Genomic DNA, 23,124 nt, shown 5'->3' with positions numbered 1-23,124 from the left:
ATATCTTTGGACAGGACTTCCATTAAAATGCGAAAAAAGGAGTGTCGTAACTCAAATTTCGCGCTTTTTTGGGAGTCCTTTTACTTTCTAAACAGCTTCATTATTAAATCAATAACTGGTATCATATTATTTTTGTATTTCCCGATTTCAATCTTATTTCTATTATTACCCTTATAATGAGTGATTTATTCCGACTAGGGATAAGTTATTGGACAGGATACAAAAAGCCCCGTCGGCGAACCGGCGGGGCTTTTGTGCTCTACTACCGGAAGCAGCTCGTTAGTAAGCGCGGGCGAAGTAGGCGCGGCGCACACTGGGCTTGCCGGTCACCATGCACACGCCGTCTTCGTCGGGCTCGTTGAGGGCCAGGCAGCGCACGGTGGCTTTGGTTTCCTCCTTGATGCGTTCCTCGGTTTCGGAAGTACCGTCGTAGTGGGCCAGCACAAAGCCGGCTTCGTTGTCGAGCACGCGCTTGAACTCGTCGTAGCTATCGACGCGGGTGGTGTGGGTTTCGCGGAATTTCTTTGCTTTAGCGTAGATGTTGCTCTGAATATCGGTCAGGAGCTGGTCCACGCTCTGCACGATATCGGCCAGGGGCAGGCTCATTTTCTCTTTGGTGTCGCGGCGGGCTACTTCCACGGTGCCGGCGTCCAGGTCGCGGGCGCCGATGGCCAAGCGCACGGGCACGCCCTTCATTTCCCACTCGGCAAACTTGAAGCCGGGGCGCTCGGTGTCGCGGCTGTCCACTTTCACGGCAATGCCGCGGGCAATGAGGCCCATCTGGATGGGTTTGATGCGCTCCAGGAGGGCATCAAGCTCACCAGATTTGTAGATAGGCACGATGACCACCTGAATAGGGGCCAGCTTGGGCGGCAGCACCAGGCCTTCGTCGTCGGAATGCGCCATGACGAGGGCCCCCATCAGGCGGGTGCTCACGCCCCAGCTGGTGCCCCACACGTACTCCAGGCCGCCTTCTTTGGTGGCGTAGGTCACGTCAAACGCCTTGGCGAAGTTCTGGCCTAGGAAGTGGCTGGTGCCGGCCTGCAGGGCTTTGCCGTCCTGCATGAGGGCCTCGATGCAATAGGTGTCTTCGGCACCGGCAAACCGCTCGTTGGGGGTTTTCACGCCCTTCACTACCGGCAGGGCCATGTGCTCTTCGGCAAACTCGGCGTACACGTCCAGCATCTGGCGGGTTTCGGCCACGGCTTCCTCGGCGGTAGCGTGGGCGGTGTGGCCTTCCTGCCACAGGAATTCGGCGGTGCGCAAAAACAAACGGGTGCGCATTTCCCAGCGCACCACGTTGGCCCACTGGTTGATGAGCAAGGGCAGGTCGCGGTAGCTCTGCACCCAGTTTTTGTAGGTGCTCCAGATGATGGCCTCCGAGGTGGGGCGCACCACCAGCTCTTCCTCCAGCTTGGCGGCGGGGTCTACGCGCAGCTTGCCGGGGTTGTCGGGGTCGGTTTGGAGGCGGTAGTGGGTAACCACGGCGCACTCTTTGGCGAAGCCTTCGGCGTTTTTCTCCTCTGCCTCGAACAGACTTTTCGGGATGAAAATGGGGAAGTAGGCATTTTCATGGCCCGTGCGCTTGAACATATCGTCCAGCTGGCGCTGCATTTTTTCCCAAATAGCGTAGCCGTAGGGTTTTATGACCATGCAGCCGCGCACGGCGGAATTTTCGGCAAGGCCCGCACGCTTTACTAACTCATTGTACCAAAGGGAATAATCTTCCTGGCGGGTAGGCAACTTTTTGCTCATGGGATGCATCTTATAATTAATTGAAAAAGTTCCCAACTCTGGTACAAGATTTGAGCTGTTGAAAGGGCACCGTTTCAGGGTCAAATTACGTTACTAATGCGCGGACAGCACGCGAGGGATGGCAGGCCGATTACCGGCACCGTCCGGACCGCTGCACGTTTCCTTTTTTCACTCAGCGTGTTAAATCATAGCTGGGTAGCAGCGTTCAACCGCTTGCTCCACCGTTTGCATCGTTACTTTACCCCCAGCCCACCCACACTTCATTCTTTAGCCATGAAAAACCTGCTCACCGCATTTTTGCCCGCTTTGGCCTTGCTCGCGTTGGGTGGCTGTGCCGGTACCGCCGGTCTCGCGACGTCGGAAGACGATGGCGTGTACTACTCCTCCAAAGACCGCACCACCGCCCTGGTGCGGGAAGTCCCGGCCCAGGAGCCCAGCCCGAGCGCTAACGAGGCCGCCAACCCGGACTACAACGGCAACACCGCCAGCGCCCCCGCCCGCCAAAGTAGCCGCGGCTCGGACGAGTACTACGACAATACCTACACTTATATGCGCGGTGTGCCGAGCTACGGCGTGACCGATTATATGCCGTACAGCCCCTACACCAGCATCAACTATAACAGCTATGCCTGGGGTGGTGGCGCTTGCGGCTTTTCGCCCTACGGCATCTGCGACCCGTTTTATAGCTCCTTCTACAGCCCGTTTGGCAGTCCCTTTGGCTACGGCCCGGGGCTGAGCATCAGCTTGGGCTTTGGCCGGCCTTGGGGGTATGGCGGCTACGGCGGGTATGGGTTTGGCCGGCCCGGCTTTGGTGGCTACGGCGGTGGTTTCTACGACCCTTTCTACTACAGCAGCCCCTTTTACGGTGGCTACTACGGCCGCGGTGGCTACTATGGCAACAACTTTGGTTACGGCAACAATTACGGTTACGGAAATAACAATAACAACCGCTATTACGGCAACGACAACGTGCGGGGCCGGACCTCGGGCCATCGCAACAACCGGGTATCAGATGGCCGGTATTCGTCGGGCAACGCCACCGGCTCGGGCAGCAACCCAAGCATAGTAAACGGCAACAGCCGCGTGCGGACCGACGGCGCTGTGGCAACCAACCCCAACGAGCAACTGGCTACGCCGGCTCCCGGTAACACCCGCCAGCGCAGCGAAAGCGTGAGCGGCACCCAGCGCACCGAAGGCTACAACCAGCCCCGGCGCCAGTCGCGCGTATCGGAGCAGCCCGTGTACCGCGACATGAACCAGCCCGCCGATGGCACCCGCGCAACCCGCGATGGCTACAACGGTGGCCGCCGGCAAAATGCGGAGTTGGGCACCACCCAGAGCGAGCCGATGCAACCCGAGCGCACCGATACGCAGCCCGAAGGCCAGCGCCGCCGTGGGGGCTTCTTCCAGAGTGCGCCCACGCAGCCCAGCGGCACCACCCAGGCCGAAGAGCAGCCCCGCCAGCAGCGCCAGCAGACGTATGAGCAGCCGCGTCAGCGGCGCAGCTACGAGCAACCCCGCGAGCAGCAGCGCCAGCAGACGTACGAGCAACCGCGTCAGCAATCCTACGAGCAGCCCCAGCAGCGGAGCGAGCCTTCGCAACCGGCGCCATCCAACAACGGTGGCGGCAATAGCCGGGGCCGGGGCGAGTAATTTCTGAACTGATATTTTCTGCAAAACTTCCTTCAAGTGAGCCGGCCCAACGGCTGGCTCCTTTTCTTCCAACCCCATGAAAAAACGGATAATTTGGCTTAGCCTGGCCCTCGTAGCAGGGCAGGCAGGCCACGGCTTTGCCCAAGGCGCCAGTGATGCCCTGCGCTATTCCCGCTTGCAAATTGGCGGCCCCGCCCGCTCCCTGGGCATAGGGGGAGCCAACGTGGCTGTGGGCGCCGACTTTGGTAACCTGACCAGCAACCCCGCCGGCCTGGGCATGTACCAAAAATCGGAGCTGCACTTCACGCCGGGCTTTGGCTTGGGCCAGAGCGACGCCGGCATTGAGGGCAACGCTTCGGGAGCCCAAAACACCACCAAAAACAGCTTCCATGTAGGCAGCGGCGGTTTGGTGTTCACCACCCGGCGCCCCGATGGCGACCAAAGCACCAACTGGCGCGGCGGCGCTTTTGCCCTCGGTTTCACGCGCCTGGCTGATTTTAATGCCGCTTCCCGCTACGGTGGGCTGCTCACCGACCGCAGCGTGAACGGCCGCACGGTATCGGGCGACAACCAGTCCTACCTGGCTTCACTGCGCGGCACAGCGGGCCAGGGTTATTTCGATGACCTGCGCGAGCAGGGCAATTCCGGCAACTACACTTCGGCCGACGGCCTGGCCTACGGGGCCTACCTCACCAGTATTGTGCGCGGCCGCCGCTCGGGCGCCGACTCTGCCATTGTCTCGCGGGTGCGCCGCGGACCCATCGGGCAGTCAGAAGCCGTGACGACCCGCGGCTCTATGTCGCAGCTCGATTTGGGCTACGGCGCCAGCTACCGTGACCGGCTCTACGTGGGCGTTGGGTTTGGCATTCTCAGTTCCAACTACCGGTCGGTACGGGAATTTACCGAGACCGAAAATGACCCCACCACGCACCTCACCAGCTTCACGCTGCGCGACGAAAACTTCACCACTGGCAATGGCTTCAATGCGCGGCTGGGCCTGATATACCGCGCCACCGACGCCCTGCGCCTGGGCGCGTCCGTGCAGTCGCCCACGTTCATGAAGTTTTCGGAACGGTTCACCTCCTCCATCACCACCGACTTCAGCGCCCAGGGCACTGACATCGTTGCGGTTTCACTCCCGACCGGGCCCGTGGGCATTACTTCCGTCGAAGCCCTGCCCAATGACTACGCCTACCGGCTCACCACGCCGTTTCGGGCCAATGGCGGGGTGGCCTACACCATCGGCAAGCTCGGCTTTATCTCGGGCGATGTGGAGTACGTGGACTACGGCCAGGCGCGCCTAAACAACGACGACCAGGACGCCAACGGCGACAACTACTCGTTCAGCGTCGAAAACGAGGACATTAAGGCCCGCTACAAAAACACGGTAAACCTGCGCGTAGGCGCCGAAGGTCGTTTCGACGTGTTCCGGGTGCGCGTGGGCTACGCCCGCTACGGCACTCCCTACGTGGAGGACAACTCGAACGAGCGCGGCCAGAATTTCTACACCGGCGGCCTGGGCATTCGGCAGGGCAACTTCTTCATTGATGCCGCAGCCGTGTATTCTACCCTCAACCAGGTGTACACGCCCTACACGCTGGCCAATGAGCTGCAGCCCGTGATTAAGGTGAACAACACCCGCTTCACCACCAGCCTTACGGCGGGCATTACCTTCTAGTCTGCGGGGCATTCGCTCGTTACATTCCTATAAAAGAAGGCCGCTCCGGACTGGAGCGGCCTTTTTTAGGCGGTTTTTATTGGCGTGAGGGCTACTTCTGCACGCGCACGGTGCAGTTGAGCAGCGGCGAGGTTCCGGGAACCAGGTTTGCGACGAGCAGCAGCCCGAAGTAGCCTTCGCCGGTTCGGAAAGCCACCACGCTGCCGTTTACCAGCGGGCCGGTGGATAGGCTGTCGGCAGTGAAGGGCTGGCCGTTGGCGAAAGCGGTGGCAAAAGCCGTGGTGGTGCTGGCGGCCGCAAACGTGGTGGCGGTGAGGGAGGTGCGCAGCAGGCGCGTGCGGCGGCGGTTGGCCACTGGCCAGCTGGCGGCCGACAGCTTGTTTTTCAGGCTGTCCGCCGCCGGGCTATCGAGTCGAATGATGGTGTTCGCGGCATTGGACACGCATATCACGTCAACCAGCGGCTGGTTGCTTTGCAGGGAGGCTTCCTTGTTGAGCAGCGAATACTTGGGCAGCAGCAAGCCCGAGCGCAGGTTGAGGAACACGCGGGCGCGGTTCCGCAGGGGCCGGTCGGCTACCGGCAACGCCGAAACCGTCACCGGCGAACCGGGCAAGGGCCGAATCAGGGCGGTGTAGTTGTGAAACACGGCGGCTGAGTCCGGCTTGCGCACGGTGAGGCGGTAGGCCCGCGCGGCGCTTTCGCTGGCGGCGTCCGTCGCGGTGTACTGCCACAGCTCGGTGCCGGACGTGGAGCGGGCCGAAAAGCGGTTTTCAAACAGAAACTCGCCGCCCCGGTAGGGCGAGGTATAGGTGGGCGTGTTCAGGATGGGGCTTATCAGCGAATCCATGTACACCACTTCCCGGGCGCCGGGCGCATTTTTGGGGTCGAAGCCAGAAATAGGCACCGGATAGAGGTAGGGGAAAAGCCCGAAGGAGTAGCTGACGGTGACGCGCAGCCGCTGGAGCAGGTTGTCGTTGCCCACGGCAAAGACGCGGGTGCGCAGGGTGTCGTTGGGGCTCACTACCCGGTTGCCGGAGGTGAGGGTGGTGCTGCCGATGAAATCGAGTTGGACGGGCTGGTCCTTTTTGGAACAGGCACCCAGGAGCACGGGCAGAAGTAGCAGCAGGAGACGAAAGCGCATAATACAAAGGTAGCCGGAGCCACGGCCTGCAACGTTGCTACCGGTGGTTGTTACCTTTAACGTTCGGTTCCCTCCCTTATTTCGCACTCTCTTTTCGTGTTTATGCGTTTTCGCTTTTTTGTGCTGGCCGCGCTGCTGGCCGCCAACGGCCCGGCTCTGGTGCCGGGTGCTACCACTACCTCCATCCAGGCCCAGCAGAAGCTTCCCCTGACCCTGGAGGACATTTGGGCCAAGCCCACCTTCCGCTCGGCCAGCGTACCGGGCTTCAACTGGATGAAGGACGGCCGCTACTACTCGGCGTTTGAGGGCGGCAGCCTGGTGCAGCACGAAGTGACCACCGGCAAAGCCCTGGAAACGCTGGTGGCCGCGGCCGACCTGCAGCCCGCCGGCGCCACCGGCCCCCTGGATGTGGACGGCTACACCTTCAATGCCAACGAGCAGAAAATCCTGTTCACCACCGAAACCGAGCCCATTTACCGACGCAGTGCCAAGTCCAGCTACTACGTGTTTGACCGGGCCAGCAAGAAGCTGACGCCGCTGAGCACCGGCGGCAAGCAGGGCTACGCTACGTTCTCGCCCGACGGCCAGCGCGTGGCCTTCACCCGCGACAACAACGTGTACGTGACCGACCTGGCTACCATGAAGGAGACCGCCGTGACCACCAACGGCGTTAAAAACAACCTTATCAACGGCTCGGCTGATTGGGTATACGAGGAAGAATTCGGTTTTGCCCAGGGCTTCTTCTGGTCGCCGGACAGCAAGCTAATTGCGTTTTATACCTTCGACGAAAGCATGGTGCCCGAGTACGACATGCAGGAATGGGGCAGCCTCTACCCCAAAGAAAACCGCTTTAAGTACCCCAAAGCCGGCGAGAAAAACTCGGTAGTGAGCGTGAGCACCTACGACGTGGCCAGCGCCCGCACCACCAAAATGGACGTGGGCCCCGAACCCGACCAGTACATCCCCCGCGTGCAGTGGACCACGGCGCCCAACACGCTCAGCATTCAGCGTCTTAACCGTCTGCAGAACAAGTTGGAAGTGCTGCACGCCGACGCCAACACCGGCAAAACCAAGGTGGTGCTGACCGATACCAACGCGGCCTACGTGGAGATAAACGATGATTTAAACTACCTGACGGGCGGCAAGCAGTTCGTCTTCACCAGCGAGAAAGACGGCTATCAGCACCTCTACCTGCACGACATGAACGGCAAGCAGGTGCGCCAGCTCACCAAAGGCAACTGGGAAATCAGCCAGATAAACGGTTTCGACCCCAAAACCGGCTTCGTGTACTACACCAGCACCGAAGGCTCGGCGCTGCAGCGCCACCTCTACCGCGTGAACCTGAAAGGCACGGGCAAGCAGCGCATCAGCGAAGCCGGCAGCGGCATCGACGTGGTGAATATGAGCCCCGACACTAAATACTTCCTTAATGTGCACTCCTCGGCCGGCGTGCCGGCGGTAACCAGCCTGCGCGAAGGCGCCACGGGCAAACTCGTGAAAACGCTGGAAGACAACGCCAAGCTCAAGCAGACCCTGGCGCAGTACGACCTTGGCAAGCTGGAGTTTATGACCATTAAAACTGCGGAAGGTGTGGAGCTGAACGCCTGGATGATTAAACCCGCCAACTTCGACCCCGCCAAGAAATACCCCGTGCTCATGCACGTGTACGGCGGCCCCAGCTTCGGCAGCAGCAGCAGCCAAACCGTGCTCGACAATTACGGCGGCGCCAACTACCTCTGGCACCAGATGCTAGCCCAGCAGGGCTATATTGTGGTATCGGTGGAAAACCGGGGCACCTCGGGCCGCGGTTCGGCCTTCCGCAAAGCCACCTACGCCAACCTGGGCAAGCTTGAAACCATCGACCAGGCCGAAGGCGCCAAGTACCTCGCCGCCCTGCCCTTCGTGGATAAATCGCGCATCGGCATCTGGGGCTGGAGCTACGGCGGCTACATGACCTCGCTGGCCATGACCAAAAATCCCGACCTCTTCAAGATGGGCATCGCCGTGGCGCCGGTCACAAACTGGCGCTACTACGACACCGTGTACACCGAGCGCTACCTCAAAACGCCCCAGGAAAACCCCGCCGGCTACGACGAGAACTCGCCCGTGCAGTTCGCCCAGAACCTGAAAGGCAAATTCCTGCTCGTGCACGGCACCGGCGACGACAACGTGCACTTTCAGAACTCCATCGCCTTCGTCGACGCCCTTATCAAAGCCAACAAAGACTACCAGACCCTGTACTACCCCAACCGCAACCACGGCATTTCGGGCGGCACCACCCGCCTGCACCTCTACCGGCAAATGACGAATTTCGTGACGCAGAACTTGTAGAAAGCAGGCCAGGAATAAGCTGGAACGTCATGCTGAGCTTGCCGAAGCATCTCTACCGCAATAGTAAACAAATTACTTACGCAGTGGAGATGCTTCGGCAAGCTCAGCATGACGTTCTGTTATCCGTTTTTTTTCTTCCCCGCTACGTGCGGGTGGCCCGCACCATCCGCGATTTGCCGAACATGTCGGGCAGCACCTGCACGTCCTCGTACCCGTGTTCCTGGAGCAATGCAGCCGTCTCGGAGCCCAGCGCTTCGTTTATTTCGAGGTAGATGCTGCCGCCCGCTTTCAGCAGCTCGTGCCCCACCTCAGTCAGGCGGCGGTAGAACAGCAGCGGGTCGTTGTCCGGCACAAACAGCGCGGTGGCAGGCTCCCAGGCCAGCACGTTGTCGCGCATCAGCGGCCGCTCGCTTTCGCGCACGTAGGGCGGGTTGCTCACCAATACATCGAGCGTGCCAGGAGCGATGCCGGCTGGCAACCCGCTCAGAATATCAAGCTGCTCGAAAGCCACAGCCGGCGCGAACCGGGCCGCATTGCGTCGGGCCACGGCCAGGGCTTCTACCGAAATATCCACGGCCAGCACGTTGGATTTCGGCAGTGCCTGAGCCAGCGCAATGGCCAGACAGCCCGAGCCGGTGCCCACGTCGAGCACCCGCAGGCCGGTGCGGTGGCCCTGCTCCTGCGCTATCACCTGCACCAGCTCTTCGGTTTCGGGCCGGGGAATGAGGGTGGCGGGAGTTACTTCCAACTCCATATCGGCGAAATAGGCGGTGCCCAGCACGTATTGCACAGGCTCGTGGGCCTGCAGGCGGGCCAGGAGCGGCGGTAGTGCCGCTACCGTTGCGGGCGGCACGTGGTCCTGCGCGGCCATCATGCGCTGCAGGGCGTTCAGGCCCAGCAGGTTCTCTACCACCAGCGCGGCAATGGCCTGGGCTTCGCGCTCCGGGTACAAGGGTTGGAGGGCGGCCGAAAGAGAGGTGGTGAAGTCGCGGGTGGTCATGGGCGCAAATGTAGGCGTAAGGCGCAGCCACGGGCCCCGCACTACCTTCGCCCCCATGAAACCTGACGATGCGATTTTCATGCGCCGCGCCCTGGATTTGGCGCACCTGGGCACTGGCTACGCCCGGCCCAATCCGTTGGTGGGGTGCGTGGTGGTGCACCAGGGCCGCATCATTGGCGAGGGCTGGCACGAGCGGTACGGCGGCCCTCACGCCGAAGTAAACGCGCTGGCGGCAGTAGCCGACCCATCGCTGCTGCCCGAAAGCCGCGTGTACGTGACGCTGGAGCCCTGCGCCCACCACGGCAAAACGCCCCCCTGCGCCGACCTGCTCATTGCCAAAGGCGTGTGCGAGGTCGTAATCTGCAACGACGACCCGTTTCCGCTGGTGGCCGGGCGGGGCATTGCCAAGCTGCGCGCCGCCGGCATCGCCGTAGAAACCGGCCTGCTGGCCGAAGAAGGGCGGTGGCTGAACCGACGGTTTTTTCATTACCACGAAAAAAAGCGGCCCTACCTGGTGCTGAAATGGGCCGAAACGGCCGACGGCTTTCTAGCGGGGCGTTACTTCCAGCAGGTGCAAATCAGCGGGCCCCAGGCGAGCTCACTCACTCACCAGTGGCGGGCCGAGGAGCAGGCCATCCTGGTGGGCACGCGCACGGCCCTGCACGACAACCCCCGCCTGAGCGTGCGCGACTGGCCCGGCCCCCAGCCCACGCGCCTCGTCATCGACAAAAACCTGAGCCTGCCACCCACCCACCACCTACTCGACGGCTCCCAGCCTACTCTCATCTACACCTACCGGCAGCCCCGCCCCGCCACTAACCTCACCCTCGTCACACTGTCGGAAGCCGACGACCTCCTCCCCCAGGTCCTCGCCGATTTGTATGAGCGGCAGGTGCACTCCGTGTTGGTGGAAGGAGGCCCTACCGTGCTTAACGCGCTGCTGAACGCCGGGCTCTGGGACGAAATCCGGGTGTTCCGCTCCCCCATGAAGCTGGGCCAGGGCATTGCCGCCCCCCGCCTCGGGCTGAGCGGTTTGCGCGAGCGCCGGAACGTTGGGCCCGATGAGTTGTTCTGGTATGTGAACGACCGCAAACACCCCGCCCATTAGCCCTGCTGTAATGCCCGGCGCAGTTCAGCGAATAACCATCAGTTGTTGGTTGTCAGTTATTGGTTAGCAGTTGTCTGCACCTGACCCGCAACCCGCAACTGACAACCTTAACCCCCACCGCGCGCCCAATGCGGCCGCGCATTCCCCATTCATGGCTGAAAACCTCACCCTCGATACCACGCTCACCAAAGCCGAGCAATACCGCCAGCTGCTCCCCCAAATCGAAGCCCTGACCACCGGCGAGCCGGACCTCACCGCCAACCTGGCCAACACGGCGGCCGCGCTGCGGCAGGCGTTTGGGTTTTTCTGGGTGGGTTTTTATGTGGTGAAGGGCGATGAGCTGGTGCTGGGCCCGTTTCAGGGGCCCATTGCTTGCACCCGCATCCGGCACGGCAAGGGCGTGTGCGGCGCCAGCTGGGCCCAGGCCCAAACGCTGCTGGTGCCCGATGTGGAAGAGTTTCCCGGCCACATTGCGTGCAGCTCCGACTCCAAGTCCGAAATAGTGGTGCCCATTCTAAAAAATGGCCAGGTGGTGGCCGTGCTGGACGTGGACAGCGACCAGCTCAACGACTTCGACCACGACGACCAGACCGCCCTCGAGCAGCTCATGCAGCTGGCCGCCCAGTGGTTCTAACGCATCCATAGTATCTTAGCTGCCTCCCTCTTTTCCCGTTGTTTACCATGAAAAAGCATTTTCATCCCCTCGGCGATTGGCGCCGCAACGTGCTGCTTCTCACCGCAGCCAGCAGCTTTGGCCTGCTGCTGCCCGCCTGCTCCAGCGACAATAGCGAAAGCCAAAGCAACGGCGCCGAAGCCGGCTGGGGCGGCGAGACCTACAGCCAGGGCGTCATCACGGAAATGACCGAAGTGAAGCCCGGCGATTGGAAAATCACGGCCGAGCGGCCAGCTGGCAAGGAAGAAGTAGCCGCTATACTGCGCCATTTCGACGGCAAAGTGGACACCCTGCAGGGCCAGGCCTTGCAGCGCCAGATGCAGGAATACAGCCGCGCCAACCCCGAAAACCGCATGGCCGGCACCGGCATGATGGACATCCTGATGTGGAGCAGCATTGGCTACATGGCGGGCCGCTTCCTCACCCCAAACACGGGCGCCTATCGCAACTCCGGCATACTCCAGCGCAACCAGGGCTGGCGCGCCAACGTGGCCCGCGAGCGCCAGACCGGCCGGGGCTTTTTCGGCCGGGGCTTTGCCGGTGCCGGCACCTCCGCCAATGCCGGCATCTCGGAAAGCCGCTCTACGGCGCGCACTGCGCCCCGGCCCGGCATTCGGAGCAGTGCGCCGGCCGGGCGCAGCAGCGGTTTCGGCAGCCGCGGCGGCTCCCGGGGGTTTGGTGGGTAGTTGGACTTGAACCCGAAAAGAACGTCATGCTGAGCTTGCCGAAGCATCTCTACCGCGCAACTAAGCTGCTTTAGTATTGCGAGAGAGATGCTTCGGCAAGCTCAGCATGACGTTCTGTTTTAAGCTCAGCATGACGTTCTTTTTTGCTCCCTGTTTCTTGCTAACTCATTTTTGATTTATGATTAACCTACTGCCGCTACCCGGCGACGTATCTCCTGCCGTGCGCACGCTGGGCTGGGAATGGGCCATTGAGGAAGCCTGCCAGAACTACGTAGCCCGCGAAGCCGTGCAGCTATCCGAAACTGAAGCCGAAACGCTGCTGCAAGCCGCCGACACGCTTTACGAAATGCTGGTGGAGGCCATTCCCGACCCTATTCCCGACGAGTTTCTGCGGCGGCTGGCCATTCCGGCCAACCTCTGGGAAGCCGTGCGCCATTCCTGGAACGACGAACGGCACTGGCACCTCTACGGGCGCTTCGACCTGGCCATGACGCCCGACGGCCCCAAGCTACTGGAATTCAACGCCGATACCGCCACCAGCCTGCCCGAAACCGCCGTGGTGCAGTGGGCCAGCCTGGTAGCCGCCGGCCAAACCGACGAAGCCAGCCAGGCCAACGGGCTATTTGAGTGCCTCGAAGACCAGTTCCGCCACTGGCGCACGCTCAACCTCGACAAGCAGGCCACCTTGCTGCTCGTGTACCTGCCCGGCAGCGCCGAGGACGAAGCCAACTGCACGGTGCTGGCCGAAGCTGCCCGCACCGCCGGCTTTGCCGACCTCCACATCTGCCCCGCCGACGACATGCGGGTGTCGGTGCAGGGCGAAGACCGCGGCGTGTGGGCCGAAACCGTACCCGGACAGTGGCAGAAATTCGATTTTCTCTTCAAGCTGGTGCCCTGGGAAATTCTGGCCGAGGAAGAACCCGAGCTCACCGCCGACCTCACCCAGCTGCAGCTCACCCGCGACGTGGTAACTGCCAACCCCGCCTACACCCTGCTCTTCCAAAGCAAAGCCCTGCTGGCGCACCTGTGGGAGGTTTTTCCGCACCACCTGCTGCTGCTCGAAGCCAACTTGGCGCCCCTGCCCGGCCACCACGTGCGCAAGCCGCTCTTTGGCCGCGAGGGCCAGAACGTGGCCGAGATTCAGCCCGACGGCCGCACCGGCACCGAAGTCCCCGGCGATTTTGCCCAGCAGCCCCAGCTCTACCAGCGCTGGGCCGAGCTGGCCACCGACGCGCAAGGCCGGCGCTACCAGGCCGGTGTGTTCTGGGCCGGAGAAGCCTGCGCCATCGGCTTTCGCCGCGAAGCCGGGCTCATTACTAATTTATCAGAGTTTGTGCCACACGTTCTTGAATAGCCTACTGCTAGATGGGTTCAACACCGGGCCAACCCGGAGCGCCTGCAACCATGTACGGACGTAGCGGTGTCTTCGTGTAGTTCCGCAGCTTCCTTATTCTTGTCTTGTCTATGCGTCTTCTCGGCTTTCATTGCGTTACCCCGCTAGCGGTGCTGGTGCTGTTGGGGCCTGCCGCGCTCCGCGCTCAGCAAACCTCTTTCACAGGCGTTGTTGTTGATGCCACAACTACCCAGCCCGTGCCCTTTGCAGTAGTTGAAGTCCCGAACCGGCACATGGGTGTGCAGGCCACTGAGCAAGGCACCTTTAGCCTGACCCTTCCCACCGCGCTAACCACTGCTGACTCAGTGCGGGTTTCTTCGCTGGGGTTTGCCCCTCGGGTGATGGCAGCGCCCGGTGCCTCGCCTTGCCGGCTGGCTTTGCGGCCACTGGCCGTAGCCCTGCCTGAGGCGGTGGTGCGCCCGCCCGGCCCAGTCCTTACGCTGGGGCCCACTGCCAATGGGGGCCGCTCTGGATTTGGCGGTGGGAATCTGCGCTTGGTTGGCAGCAAGGGCTGGCAGGTAGGTCGCAAATTCGAAGCAGGCTCCCGCGGCATCATTCAGGGCGTGCGATTTTATGTCAAACCCAATCATAATTGCGGAAAAAACTCAGTGAGAGCCCCGTTTCGAGTGCGGCTCTACGCTGCCGATGGACCCGCCGGCGCCCCCGGTACCGATTTGCTGACGGCCTCGGTGCTGACGGCTGCCAGCCGCGCTGGCTGGCATGAAGTGGATTTGCTCCGCTACCAGCTTCCAGTACCCACCAGCGGCTTTTACGTGGTGATGGAATGGCTGTATATGGACGGCGCCTTCGGGTGCGATTACACGTATACCGTTATGGGAGAAAAGAAGAAAAAAACGGGCTACGCGTACGGACAAAGCTTGGGCGGCTATTACAATGCTCCCCCTTCAGTCACTTGGTACCTGACCGCCGGCCATCCTTGGCAGCCGTTCACCCACCGCGTCATTCCGGGAATTGCCGACAAAGGCGAGGTTCACAACGCCGCCATTCAAGCCATCATTCAGCCGGATTAAGCTCTTAACGCAGAGCCAAAGCAAAAAAGCCCGGCTGCATCACTGCAGTCGAGCTTTTCTATGTATTAATTCGGGAAAGCGCTACTTCACCTTCAACTGACAAATTACCGTGGCCCCGCCCTTCACTTTCTGGCCCAGCTCTACTTTGATTTCGGTATCCATGGGCACGAACACATCCACGCGGGAGCCGAACTTGATGAAGCCGAATTCTTCGCCCTGGGTCACTTCGTCGCCTTCGTTCACGTACCACACAATGCGACGGGCCATGGCGCCGGCAATCTGTCGGAATAGCACCAGCGGGCCAGAGTCGCTTTCAACCACTACAGTGGTGCGCTCGTTTTGGGTGCTGCTTTTGGGGTGCCAAGCCACCAGGTAATTGCCGGGGTGGTACTTGAAGTACTTCACCATGCCCGAAATGGGATTGCGCGTGACGTGCACGTTGATGGGCGACATGAAAATGCTGATTTGCTTGCGCTCATCGTTGAAATACTCGGGCTCAAACACATTCTCAATCACCACCACCTTGCCGTCGGCCGGGGCCAGCAGCAGGTCTTCGTGGGTAAACAGGTGCCGGAACGGGCTCCGGAAGAACTGTAGAATCAACAGAAAAACGATGACCGTGGCCCCGGCAAACAGCCGGTTGACCAGGTCAGCGCCCTTATTAAAATTGAATACCAGTAAGTTGAGCGCCAGCAAAATCAGCAGCGTGACGAACAGGATGCGTCTTCCTTCTTTATGAATCTTCATGCGAATAGCGAAACAGGCCGCCTGGGGTGCAAGTTAAAGCCCTCTACCTAAACAACGGCCCACCTTACCGCAACGGGTAAAGTGGGCCGGATGTTCGCTTAGCGCGCAAAACATTGGTTCTGCGCCGCTTTCACTCCAATAAACGCAGTAGCCAGCGTCTTCGGATTGCGCACGGACCTAGAAGCCGCCGCGGAACTTATAGGTCTGAGCTACTTTGTCGATGGCCACGACGTAAGCCGCGATGCGCATGGGAACGTTGTATTTCTGGCTGGTTTCGTACACTTTCTCAAACGCATCGTTCATGATGCGGTCGGCGCGCTCGGTTACCATATCGAGGCTCCACTTGAAGCCTTGCTTGTTCTGCACCCACTCGAAGTACGACACCGTGACGCCACCGGAGTTGGCCAAGATGTCCGGCACCACCATGATGCCCTTCTCGTTGATAATGGAGTCGGCCGAGGCCGAAGTGGGGCCGTTGGCACCCTCCACGATGAGCTTGGCTTTGATTTTGTGCGCGTTGTGCTCGGTGATGACGTCCTCTACGGCGGCGGGCACCAGCACGTCCACGTCGGAAGTCAGCAGGTCGTCGGGGTCCATCGGCGTGGCCCCGGCGAAGCCTTCGAGGCGACCGTTGTGCGCGTTTTTGTACGCCACGGCTTCGTCGATGTTGATGCCGTTGTCGTTCCAGTAAGCGCCCGAGATGTCGGACACGCCTTTAATTTTCACGCCTTCGGCATGGAGCAGAATGGCGGCCCAGGAGCCCACATTGCCGAAGCCCTGAATGGCTGCGGAGACTTCATTGGGGTTGAGGCCCAGCTTTTTGAGTGCGGCCAGGGCCGACACCATCACGCCGCGGCCGGTGGCCTCGGTGCGGCCCAGCGAGCCGCCCATTACCAGGGGCTTGCCGGTGACCACGGCCGGTGAGGTCATGCCGTTGGTCTTAGAGAATTCGTCCATCAGCCACGCCATTTCGCGGGGACCGGTGCCCATGTCGGGAGCCGGAATGTCGCGGTCGGGGCCGAAAATATCTTTCAGGGCCAGGGTGTAGCCGCGGGTCATGCGCTCGATTTCGCCGGCGCTCATCGTGGTGGGGTCGCAGATGATGCCGCCCTTCGCGCCGCCGTAGGGAATGTCAACCACGGCGCACTTCCAGGTCATCCAGGCGGCCAAGGCTTTCACCTCGTCGAGGTGCACGTTTTTGTCGTACCGAATGCCGCCCTTGCTCGGGCCCAGAATGGTGTTGTGAATAACGCGGTAGCCTTCGAAAACGCGAATGTGGCCGTCGTCCATCGTCACCGGGATGTTGACGATAACCTGTTTGTCGGCCACTTTCAGGACGTTGTACGTGGCGTCATCGAGCCCCAGGATGTCGGCCGCGATGTTGAAGCGCGACATCATTGATTCCAGCGGATTTTCACGGTCCAGCAACGGGGCTGGTTCTTTGTACACGGTGTGGTGGGCTGCCATTCGGATTGGGATGGGAAAGTGTTGGGTGGGAGTGAGCCTATGGTTTAGGGGCGCAAAGGTATATTTTACTTAGCTGTCAGCTGCCAGCCGCCAGTTATTAGCCTTCTACAATTCCGCCTAAACAGCTAACAACCAATGGCTAATGACTATCAGCTAAAAAGCAACTGCAGCAGCGCCAGCACCGGCAACACCAGCAGGAAAGCATCGAAGCGGTCGAGCAGCCCGCCGTGGCCGGGCATGAACGTGCCCGAGTCCTTCACGCCCACGCTGCGCTTGAGCATGGACTCGGCTAGGTCGCCCAGCGGGCCGAACACGGCCACCACGCCGGCCGCCACGAGGAGGTGCGCCAGCGGCACATCGGGCATCATAAACTTCAAACCCCAGCCCACGGCCAGCGTGAGCAGGAAGCCGCCGGCCCAGCCTTCCCAGGTTTTGCCGGGCGAGATGCTGGGGGCCAGCTTGTGCTTGCCAAAGGTTTTGCCGGCGGCATAGGCACCAATATCGGAAGCCCAAATGAGGAAGAGCAGGCCGAAAATGCGGCGGTAGTCGTACCCCTCATCGGTAGATGCAACTATGCTCAAGAAAGCCATTGGCAAACTGATGTACAGCAAGCCCGAAAGCGTTGCCCCAACATTCGCAAAAGGCTGACCGTGGTTTGGCCACAGCGCAATTTCACGAAGCAGCAACCCAACTAAGAGAATCCCGGCAGCTACCAGCCAAACAATAGCATTTAACGAAGCCGTTAGTAACTGAGGCCCAATTTGCATCGTGTCTGGAACCGCCTGCGGCAGAACACTTAAGGGAGGGAAAATAGTCCAACCAAGCGGCCAACCGAACATAATCGCATAATCGGGATAGCATACGATGAATAGATGAAGTACGCCAAAAATCAGAAGTCCTGCCCCTACCCCTATCCACTTGGCCGGCTTCGTCCCGCCCGCCCGCATCATGCGGTAGAATTCCAGCAGCATTTTCACCTGCACCGCCGCAAAAAACAGGGCGAAGCTCCAGACACTAAACCACACGCTGCCCAGCAGCAGGGCCGCCCCAATAGAGGCATAAATTACCCGCTGGCGCAGGTTGCTGGGAGCAGACTTTTTACCGGGGGCGTCGAGTGAGGCAGGGGTAATCGGAGGCGTAGCGTCGGGCAAATCGGAAGGATTGTAGAGACGTTTAATAGCGTCTCGTTGTTGAGGACAGAGTTAAAGTTGCGCGGTTAGGGTCGTTACAGCTTGCTGTTCAACCACCAATCGCCACTAGGCGTCCAGCTCGCGCACCGCCACGCCGTCGTGGCTGAGGGTGAGCATTTGGGTGGGCGGGACCGGGGCCGTCATGCGCTGGTAGAGGAAGTACAGCAGGCCGGCGGAGAGCAGTGCCGACGGTATCACCAGCCACCAGGGTAGCGCCTCGTTGGAGTCGGGGTCGAAGCCCCAGCCGAACAGGCCGCGCTGCGTGAGGTACACAATAAGGAGCTGGAAGGCATTCTGGGCAAAGTGCGCAGCCATGGAAACCAAGATATTGCCGCTCCAGAGGTACAAATACCCCAACACCAGCCCAAGCACAAACCGCGGCACAAACCCAAAAAACTGCAGGTGAATGGCGCTGAAAATGGCCGCCCCCAGCCACACGCCCACGTGCGGCGAAAACCAGCGTACGAGGTTCTTCTGTATCACGCCGCGAAACGCTAGCTCCTCGCCAATGGCCGGCACAATGGCCACCACCACCACCCCCACCAGAAACCGCGTGGTGGTATTGAAGCGGGTCAGGAACTTAGTCAGGCCTTGGGCCCGGTCTTCGCTGGCCCGCGCCCACACCTCAAAATCGTGCAGGAAACTAGGGAAACGCGCATCGGCGTTCCACGCCACCAGGCTGGACATCAAGGGCAGAATAACCACGATGAGCACGCCCACGGCCAGCAGCCACCACGCAGCGCCCAGCCGGCGCGGATTGAAATACTCGGCCCAGCCGTATCCCATGGCCGAGGCCAGCAGCAGGGAGCCGCCCGCAAAAGCCGTAAACAGCAGCACGCCCTGCGCCATCATCAGCAGGCTCCAGCCTTGCGGGTGGGTGGCGGGGGAGGTCATCACCTGTTGCACTTCCAGCACGGAAAGGCCGTAACCCTGCAGTGCCACTCCAAAAATAATGGCGTAGCCGATGCAGGCTCCGACCACCATCAGCACCAAAAGCATCAATATCTGAAGGCCGGGGTGCAACGTGCGGGATAGGAAACCTTTCATAGACGGCAACTGGTTGGGAAGGGCGTAAATTTACCGCAGTTTTTAACTTAGGCTTGAATAGCTCACTACATAGAACGTCATGCTGAGCTTGCCGAAGCATCTCGCATGCAATAGTAACCCAATCGTTGCAACGATGCGAGCGAGATGCTTCGGCAAGCTCAGCATGACGTTCATTTAGCATTTACATAACCGTGGTTAACATAGGCCCCAACATCACCCTTCCCGACTTCCCGCTCCTGCTCGCGCCCATGGAGGACGTGAGCGACCCGCCCTTCCGCGCGGTGTGCAAGGCCAACGGGGCCGATTTGATGTACACCGAATTCATTTCCTCGGAAGGCCTGATTCGGGCGGCGGCCAAGAGCCGCAAGAAGCTGGATATTTTCGACTACGAGCGGCCCATTGGCATCCAGCTGTTTGGGTCCGATGTGGAAACGATGGGCGAATGCGCGGCCATCAGCACCGAAGTCGGGCCCGATTTAATTGACATAAACTACGGCTGCCCGGTGAAACAGGTGGCCTGCCGCGGCGCCGGCGCGGCCCTGCTGCGCGACATTCCGAAGATGGTGGAGATGACGGCTGCCGTAATCCGCAACACCCACCTGCCCGTGACCGTGAAAACCCGCCTGGGCTGGGACGAGGGCACCAAAAACGTGGAAGAAGTGGCCGAGCGCCTGCAGGACATCGGCATTGCGGCCCTCACCGTGCACGGCCGCACCCGCGTGCAGCTATACAAGGGCGAAGCCGACTGGCGTCTCATTGCCAAAATCAAGGACAACCCGCGCATCCACATCCCCATCTTCGGCAACGGCGACATCACCTCGCCCGAGAAAGCCCTCGAATACAAAAACCGCTACGGCGTGGACGGCGTGATGGTGGGCCGCGCCAGCATTGGCTACCCCTGGATTTTCCGCGAAATCAAGCATTACGTGGCCACCGGCCAGCTCCTGGCACCGCCCACGCTGGAAGAGCGGGTGGCCATGTGCCAGATGCACTTCGACAAAAGCGTGGAGTGGAAAGGCCCGAAAGTGGGCATCTTTGAGATGCGCCGCCATTACGCCCACTACTTCCGCGGCCTGGAAGGCGCCAAGTCCTGGCGCACCAGCCTGGTGAATGCCGAAACGCCCGACGTGGTGTACGGCATCCTGCAGGAAATTGCGGCCAGTGAAGCTGTTTTGGTCAACGGTTAGTGGTTAACGAACGTCATGCTGAACTTGCCGAAGCATCTCTACTGCGTAACTAATCAATTTTAGTATTGCGGTAGAGATGCTTCGGTAAGCGGACGCCAGATGAGCATGACGTTCTTTAGTTAGAAGTAGAAATTGACACCCTGTTGATGATTCCGATTTACGACCAAAAGTCCCGCCTCAAAATTCTGGTTGCCGTCATAGCCTTGCTCATTGGGGCGGCTACCGTGGTCTACACCAATTTGCTGGTACAGCGGGTATCGGAACGGGAGCAGCAGCAAATCCGGCTCTACGCCAAGGCCCAGGAATTCATTATCAATTCCGAACAGGATTCCAATACCCTGTTCGTTTTCAGCGAGATAGTAAACGCCAACGCCACCATTCCGGTAATTCTCAGCGACGGCGTGAACACCATTGCGGCCAAAAACATTGTGATGCCAGCCCGCTTGTCGGAGGCCGATTCGGTGCGGCTGTTGCAGAGCGAATTGCTGCTCATGAAGCAGCAGCACCCGCCCATTGTGGTGAAGTTTGGGGCCGGGCAGGTCAACTATATCTACTACCGCGACTCCCAGCTGCTGCAGCAGCTGCGCACCTACCCGCTGGTGCAGCTGGTGGTCATTGGCTGCCTGGGCATCATTGCGTACTTCGCGTTCAGCTCCTCGCGCCGGGCCGAGCAAAACCGCGTGTGGGTGGGCCTGGCCAAGGAAACGGCCCACCAGCTGGGCACCCCGCTCAGCAGCCTGGTGGGCTGGCAGAACTACCTGCGCGACTCCGACCGCTTCCGGGACGAGCCCATTGTGGAGGAGCTGGGCAAAGACATCCGGCGCCTGGAAATCATCACTGAGCGGTTCTCAAATATCGGCTCGGTGCCGGTGCTCAAGGACGAAAACCTCTACCACACCACCCGCAACGCCATTGAGTACCTGCAAAGCCGGGTTTCTAAAAAGGTGATTTTCACCATCGAATCGGACCTGCCGCTTGATACGCCCGCCCGCATCAATGTGCCGCTGTTCGACTGGGTCATTGAAAACATCTGCAAAAACGCCGTGGATGCCATGAACGGGCGCGGCTCCATCACGCTGCATTTGCGCCGCGTGCGCACCCGCCGCAGTTGGTACCGGCGCAGCGCCCCGCCCCGCCAGGTAGCCGTCGACATCACCGACACCGGCAAGGGCATCCCCAGCCACAAGCTGGAAAGCGTGTTTATGCCCGGCTTCACTACTAAAAGACGGGGCTGGGGCCTTGGTTTGGCCCTGGCCAAGCGCATTATCGAGAACTACCACGAAGGCCGCCTCTTTGTGAAATGGAGCGAAATGGGCCGCGGTACTACGTTCCGCATCGTACTCAATCAGTAGGTTTTTTCGGCTTTCTGAACGCTACGAGCTAACAGCTCCTGAAAACCCTACCGATTCGTAATCTCCACGTAGGCGTTGCCGGTCACGGGCTGGCCGTTGTGGGTACCGGTCACGCGGCACATGCCTTCCCAGTAGTTTAATTTCAGCACTTTGAAGAGGCGTAGGTTCAGCTCCTGGTTGGGCACCAGGGGCATGATGGTGAGGTCGTAGCCTTTGCCGGGCACGGTGAGGTGCCAGGTGGCGGGGTACTTCTTTTTGGAAGTGGGACTGGTCCAGTACGTGACGGGCTCCAGCTTGAAGTCCTTTTCGGCCAGATGCAGGTTTTCGCCCTGGGCACCGTAGTGCGAGCCGCCGCCGATGTGCTGACCGGTTTTGGTGTCGTGCACGGCGTACACCATTATTTCCTCCCTGGGCTCGTTGAGCTGGATGCTGAGCCAGTCCCAGGCCACGTTGCGCTTGTTTACGCTGCCGCAGTTCCACTGCCGGTCGTACCAGAGCTCGCCGGCTACATGGTGGGTTTTGCCGCCCACTTCAATGGTGCCAGTAGTGGCCAGGCGCGGGTAGCTGTAGTAGCCCGCCTGCGCAACCGCCCCGTATTGCTCGTAGCCGGTGCCGCCGTGCAGCAGCACCGGCTTGGTGGGCGTGGTGCTCAGGTTGATGGCCTGGCCGGCGTGGGCGGCCATGCGGGCCTGCAGCTGGTAGCGGCCCTCCTGCCCGGTGAGGGTCCAGGTTTGGGCGCCTTTCTTTTCACTGAGGTTGATGGGCAGCACCGCCGTGAGCGGCACGGCCAGCTTATCCAGCTTGTAGTCGTACTGGAACTGCCGCGTTTGCGGGTCGGTCAGGGCGAAGTTTACCATCTGGTAATCCTTCTTGCCATCGGGGCTGAAGTGGAAGAAGACGTACTCCACGCCAAACTCCTCGCCCGTGGCCACGTCTTTGAGATGCCCCGTGAAATACCACCATTCCAGGGAGTTGTTCACGTGCGGCGCTTCCTCCTGCGGCAGCTGGGCCGGGCCGGGAAAAACGTCGTTTTTGGTAGTGGGCTTGAGGATGGAGCAGGCCGAAGCCAGCACGAGCAGCAGGGCAAAACGCAAAACTTTCATACCCTCCCACAAGACTTTTCCAAAGCTAAAAGTTTGGGGTAAAGACGAGTTTAGCGCGGGCCCGGCGCGGCGATGAACGCCCGGCAACTTCCGACATCAGCCGCTCGGCTACCAAAACCCTGGCTATTATTTCTGCGGCGGCGCCACAGGGGGCTCGGGCATCCGGATTTTGCCCATCACCTGCCCGCGCCGGGGCGCCGATTCCATCCGCGCCACCAGCGGGCCTAGCTGCGGCGTGGTGCGCGTGTTCAAGCTCAGTTTCTGCTCTTTAAAATCGAATGGGTTGCCCACAAACCGCAGCTCTACCGCGCCGCCGGCAAGGGGTGCCCAGTCGCGCGCCATGCGCAGCTCAAACCGGCCCTGCTCGTCCGTCACGGTGCCATATTGGGTGCCATTGATGAAAATATTGACTTGCGCGGCGGTTTTGCTCGCGCCGTCGAATACCTGGCCGCGGATGATGAGCTGCTGCGGCTGGGCCGCGGCGGGGTCGGCGGCGGTTGCCGTGGCTTGGGCCGGCAGCTGCTGGGGCGGCTTGGTGGCGCAGGACGTGAGGGGCTGCCAGCCCAGCAGCGCCAGGCCGGC

General features: G+C 60.8%; 19 protein-coding genes. 10 read left to right on the top strand and 9 right to left on the bottom strand.

Annotation, left to right across the window (positions count from 1 at the left end; translation table 11 throughout):
* Positions 1–279: 279 nt before the first annotated feature.
* Entirely contained in the window at positions 280–1,755 is a 1,476-nt protein-coding gene (proS, locus tag BEN47_RS14515; RefSeq protein WP_070729117.1) for a proline--tRNA ligase, read from the bottom strand.
* Positions 1,756–2,028: 273 nt separating this feature from the next.
* Between proS and BEN47_RS14510 the strand changes: the two genes are divergently transcribed.
* Both BEN47_RS14510 and BEN47_RS14505 read left to right on the top strand, forming a co-directional pair.
* On the top strand, positions 2,029–3,408 hold the full coding sequence (locus BEN47_RS14510; RefSeq protein WP_070729116.1) for a hypothetical protein: 1,380 nt from the start codon (positions 2,029–2,031) through the stop codon (positions 3,406–3,408).
* A 76-nt stretch (positions 3,409–3,484) separates the two neighbouring features.
* Complete coding sequence (locus tag BEN47_RS14505; RefSeq protein ID WP_070729115.1) at positions 3,485–5,086, top strand: OmpP1/FadL family transporter; 1,602 nt, start codon at positions 3,485–3,487, stop codon at positions 5,084–5,086.
* A 91-nt stretch (positions 5,087–5,177) separates the two neighbouring features.
* Here BEN47_RS14505 and BEN47_RS14500 read toward each other — a convergent pair whose 3' ends face one another.
* Positions 5,178–6,227, bottom strand: a complete 1,050-nt coding sequence (locus BEN47_RS14500) for a hypothetical protein (RefSeq protein ID WP_070729114.1) — start codon at positions 6,225–6,227, stop codon at positions 5,178–5,180.
* 102 nt (positions 6,228–6,329) lie between these two features.
* Here BEN47_RS14500 and BEN47_RS14495 point away from each other — a divergent pair, with 102 nt between their 5' ends.
* Positions 6,330–8,558: a S9 family peptidase gene (locus BEN47_RS14495; protein ID WP_070729113.1), complete on the top strand. Its 2,229-nt coding sequence runs from the start codon at positions 6,330–6,332 to the stop codon at positions 8,556–8,558.
* 142 nt (positions 8,559–8,700) lie between these two features.
* Here BEN47_RS14495 and prmC read toward each other — a convergent pair whose 3' ends face one another.
* Positions 8,701–9,558 carry a peptide chain release factor N(5)-glutamine methyltransferase gene (prmC, locus tag BEN47_RS14490; protein WP_070729112.1) on the bottom strand — a complete coding sequence of 286 codons (858 nt, stop codon included), beginning with the start codon at positions 9,556–9,558 and terminating at the stop codon, positions 8,701–8,703.
* 55 nt (positions 9,559–9,613) lie between these two features.
* Between prmC and ribD the strand changes: the two genes are divergently transcribed.
* The 5 genes from ribD (at position 9,614) to BEN47_RS14465 (ending at position 14,449) form a co-directional block, all read left to right on the top strand.
* The gene (gene ribD, locus BEN47_RS14485) at positions 9,614–10,666 is read left to right on the top strand and encodes a bifunctional diaminohydroxyphosphoribosylaminopyrimidine deaminase/5-amino-6-(5-phosphoribosylamino)uracil reductase RibD (protein ID WP_070729111.1); all 1,053 of its coding nucleotides are present in this window, start codon (positions 9,614–9,616) and stop codon (positions 10,664–10,666) included.
* 151 nt (positions 10,667–10,817) lie between these two features.
* Positions 10,818–11,300: a free L-methionine (R)-S-oxide reductase MsrC gene (locus BEN47_RS14480; protein ID WP_070729110.1), complete on the top strand. Its 483-nt coding sequence runs from the start codon at positions 10,818–10,820 to the stop codon at positions 11,298–11,300.
* A 47-nt stretch (positions 11,301–11,347) separates the two neighbouring features.
* Positions 11,348–12,025 (top strand): Cj0371 family chemotaxis-regulating polar lipoprotein, encoded by a 678-nt coding sequence (locus BEN47_RS14475; RefSeq protein ID WP_125921699.1) that lies wholly within the window; start codon positions 11,348–11,350, stop codon positions 12,023–12,025.
* Between the two features lie 178 nt (positions 12,026–12,203).
* The gene (locus BEN47_RS14470) at positions 12,204–13,379 is read left to right on the top strand and encodes a glutathionylspermidine synthase family protein (protein WP_070729108.1); all 1,176 of its coding nucleotides are present in this window, start codon (positions 12,204–12,206) and stop codon (positions 13,377–13,379) included.
* Between the two features lie 110 nt (positions 13,380–13,489).
* Positions 13,490–14,449: a peptidase associated/transthyretin-like domain-containing protein gene (locus tag BEN47_RS14465; RefSeq protein ID WP_125921698.1), complete on the top strand. Its 960-nt coding sequence runs from the start codon at positions 13,490–13,492 to the stop codon at positions 14,447–14,449.
* A gap of 81 nt (positions 14,450–14,530) precedes the next feature.
* On the opposite strand, the gene BEN47_RS14460 is transcribed toward BEN47_RS14465, so the two are convergent.
* From BEN47_RS14460 to BEN47_RS14445, 4 genes are all read right to left on the bottom strand, one after another.
* Positions 14,531–15,196, bottom strand: a complete 666-nt coding sequence (locus BEN47_RS14460) for a phosphatidylserine decarboxylase family protein (RefSeq protein ID WP_070729106.1) — start codon at positions 15,194–15,196, stop codon at positions 14,531–14,533.
* Positions 15,197–15,373: 177 nt separating this feature from the next.
* The gene (locus tag BEN47_RS14455; RefSeq protein WP_070729105.1) at positions 15,374–16,663 is read right to left on the bottom strand and encodes a Glu/Leu/Phe/Val family dehydrogenase; all 1,290 of its coding nucleotides are present in this window, start codon (positions 16,661–16,663) and stop codon (positions 15,374–15,376) included.
* A gap of 149 nt (positions 16,664–16,812) precedes the next feature.
* Positions 16,813–17,814 (bottom strand): phosphatidate cytidylyltransferase, encoded by a 1,002-nt coding sequence (locus tag BEN47_RS20415; RefSeq protein WP_158011033.1) that lies wholly within the window; start codon positions 17,812–17,814, stop codon positions 16,813–16,815.
* A gap of 105 nt (positions 17,815–17,919) precedes the next feature.
* Positions 17,920–18,900 carry a CPBP family intramembrane glutamic endopeptidase gene (locus BEN47_RS14445; protein WP_070729104.1) on the bottom strand — a complete coding sequence of 327 codons (981 nt, stop codon included), beginning with the start codon at positions 18,898–18,900 and terminating at the stop codon, positions 17,920–17,922.
* A gap of 191 nt (positions 18,901–19,091) precedes the next feature.
* Here BEN47_RS14445 and dusB point away from each other — a divergent pair, with 191 nt between their 5' ends.
* Positions 19,092–20,087, top strand: coding sequence for a tRNA dihydrouridine synthase DusB (dusB, locus tag BEN47_RS14440; RefSeq protein ID WP_070729103.1), 996 nt, complete (start codon positions 19,092–19,094; stop codon positions 20,085–20,087).
* A 146-nt stretch (positions 20,088–20,233) separates the two neighbouring features.
* Positions 20,234–21,439 (top strand): ATP-binding protein, encoded by a 1,206-nt coding sequence (locus BEN47_RS14435; protein WP_070729102.1) that lies wholly within the window; start codon positions 20,234–20,236, stop codon positions 21,437–21,439.
* 47 nt (positions 21,440–21,486) lie between these two features.
* Here BEN47_RS14435 and BEN47_RS14430 read toward each other — a convergent pair whose 3' ends face one another.
* Entirely contained in the window at positions 21,487–22,542 is a 1,056-nt protein-coding gene (locus BEN47_RS14430) for a lipocalin-like domain-containing protein (RefSeq protein ID WP_070729101.1), read from the bottom strand.
* Between the two features lie 126 nt (positions 22,543–22,668).
* The coding region (locus BEN47_RS14425; RefSeq protein WP_139147381.1) for a carboxypeptidase-like regulatory domain-containing protein at positions 22,669–23,124 on the bottom strand (456 nt) is incomplete at its 5' end.

Source organism: Hymenobacter lapidarius (assembly GCF_001816145.1).
Lineage (GTDB): Bacteria > Bacteroidota > Bacteroidia > Cytophagales > Hymenobacteraceae > Hymenobacter > Hymenobacter lapidarius.
This window is presented reverse-complemented; position numbering and strand designations above follow the sequence as displayed.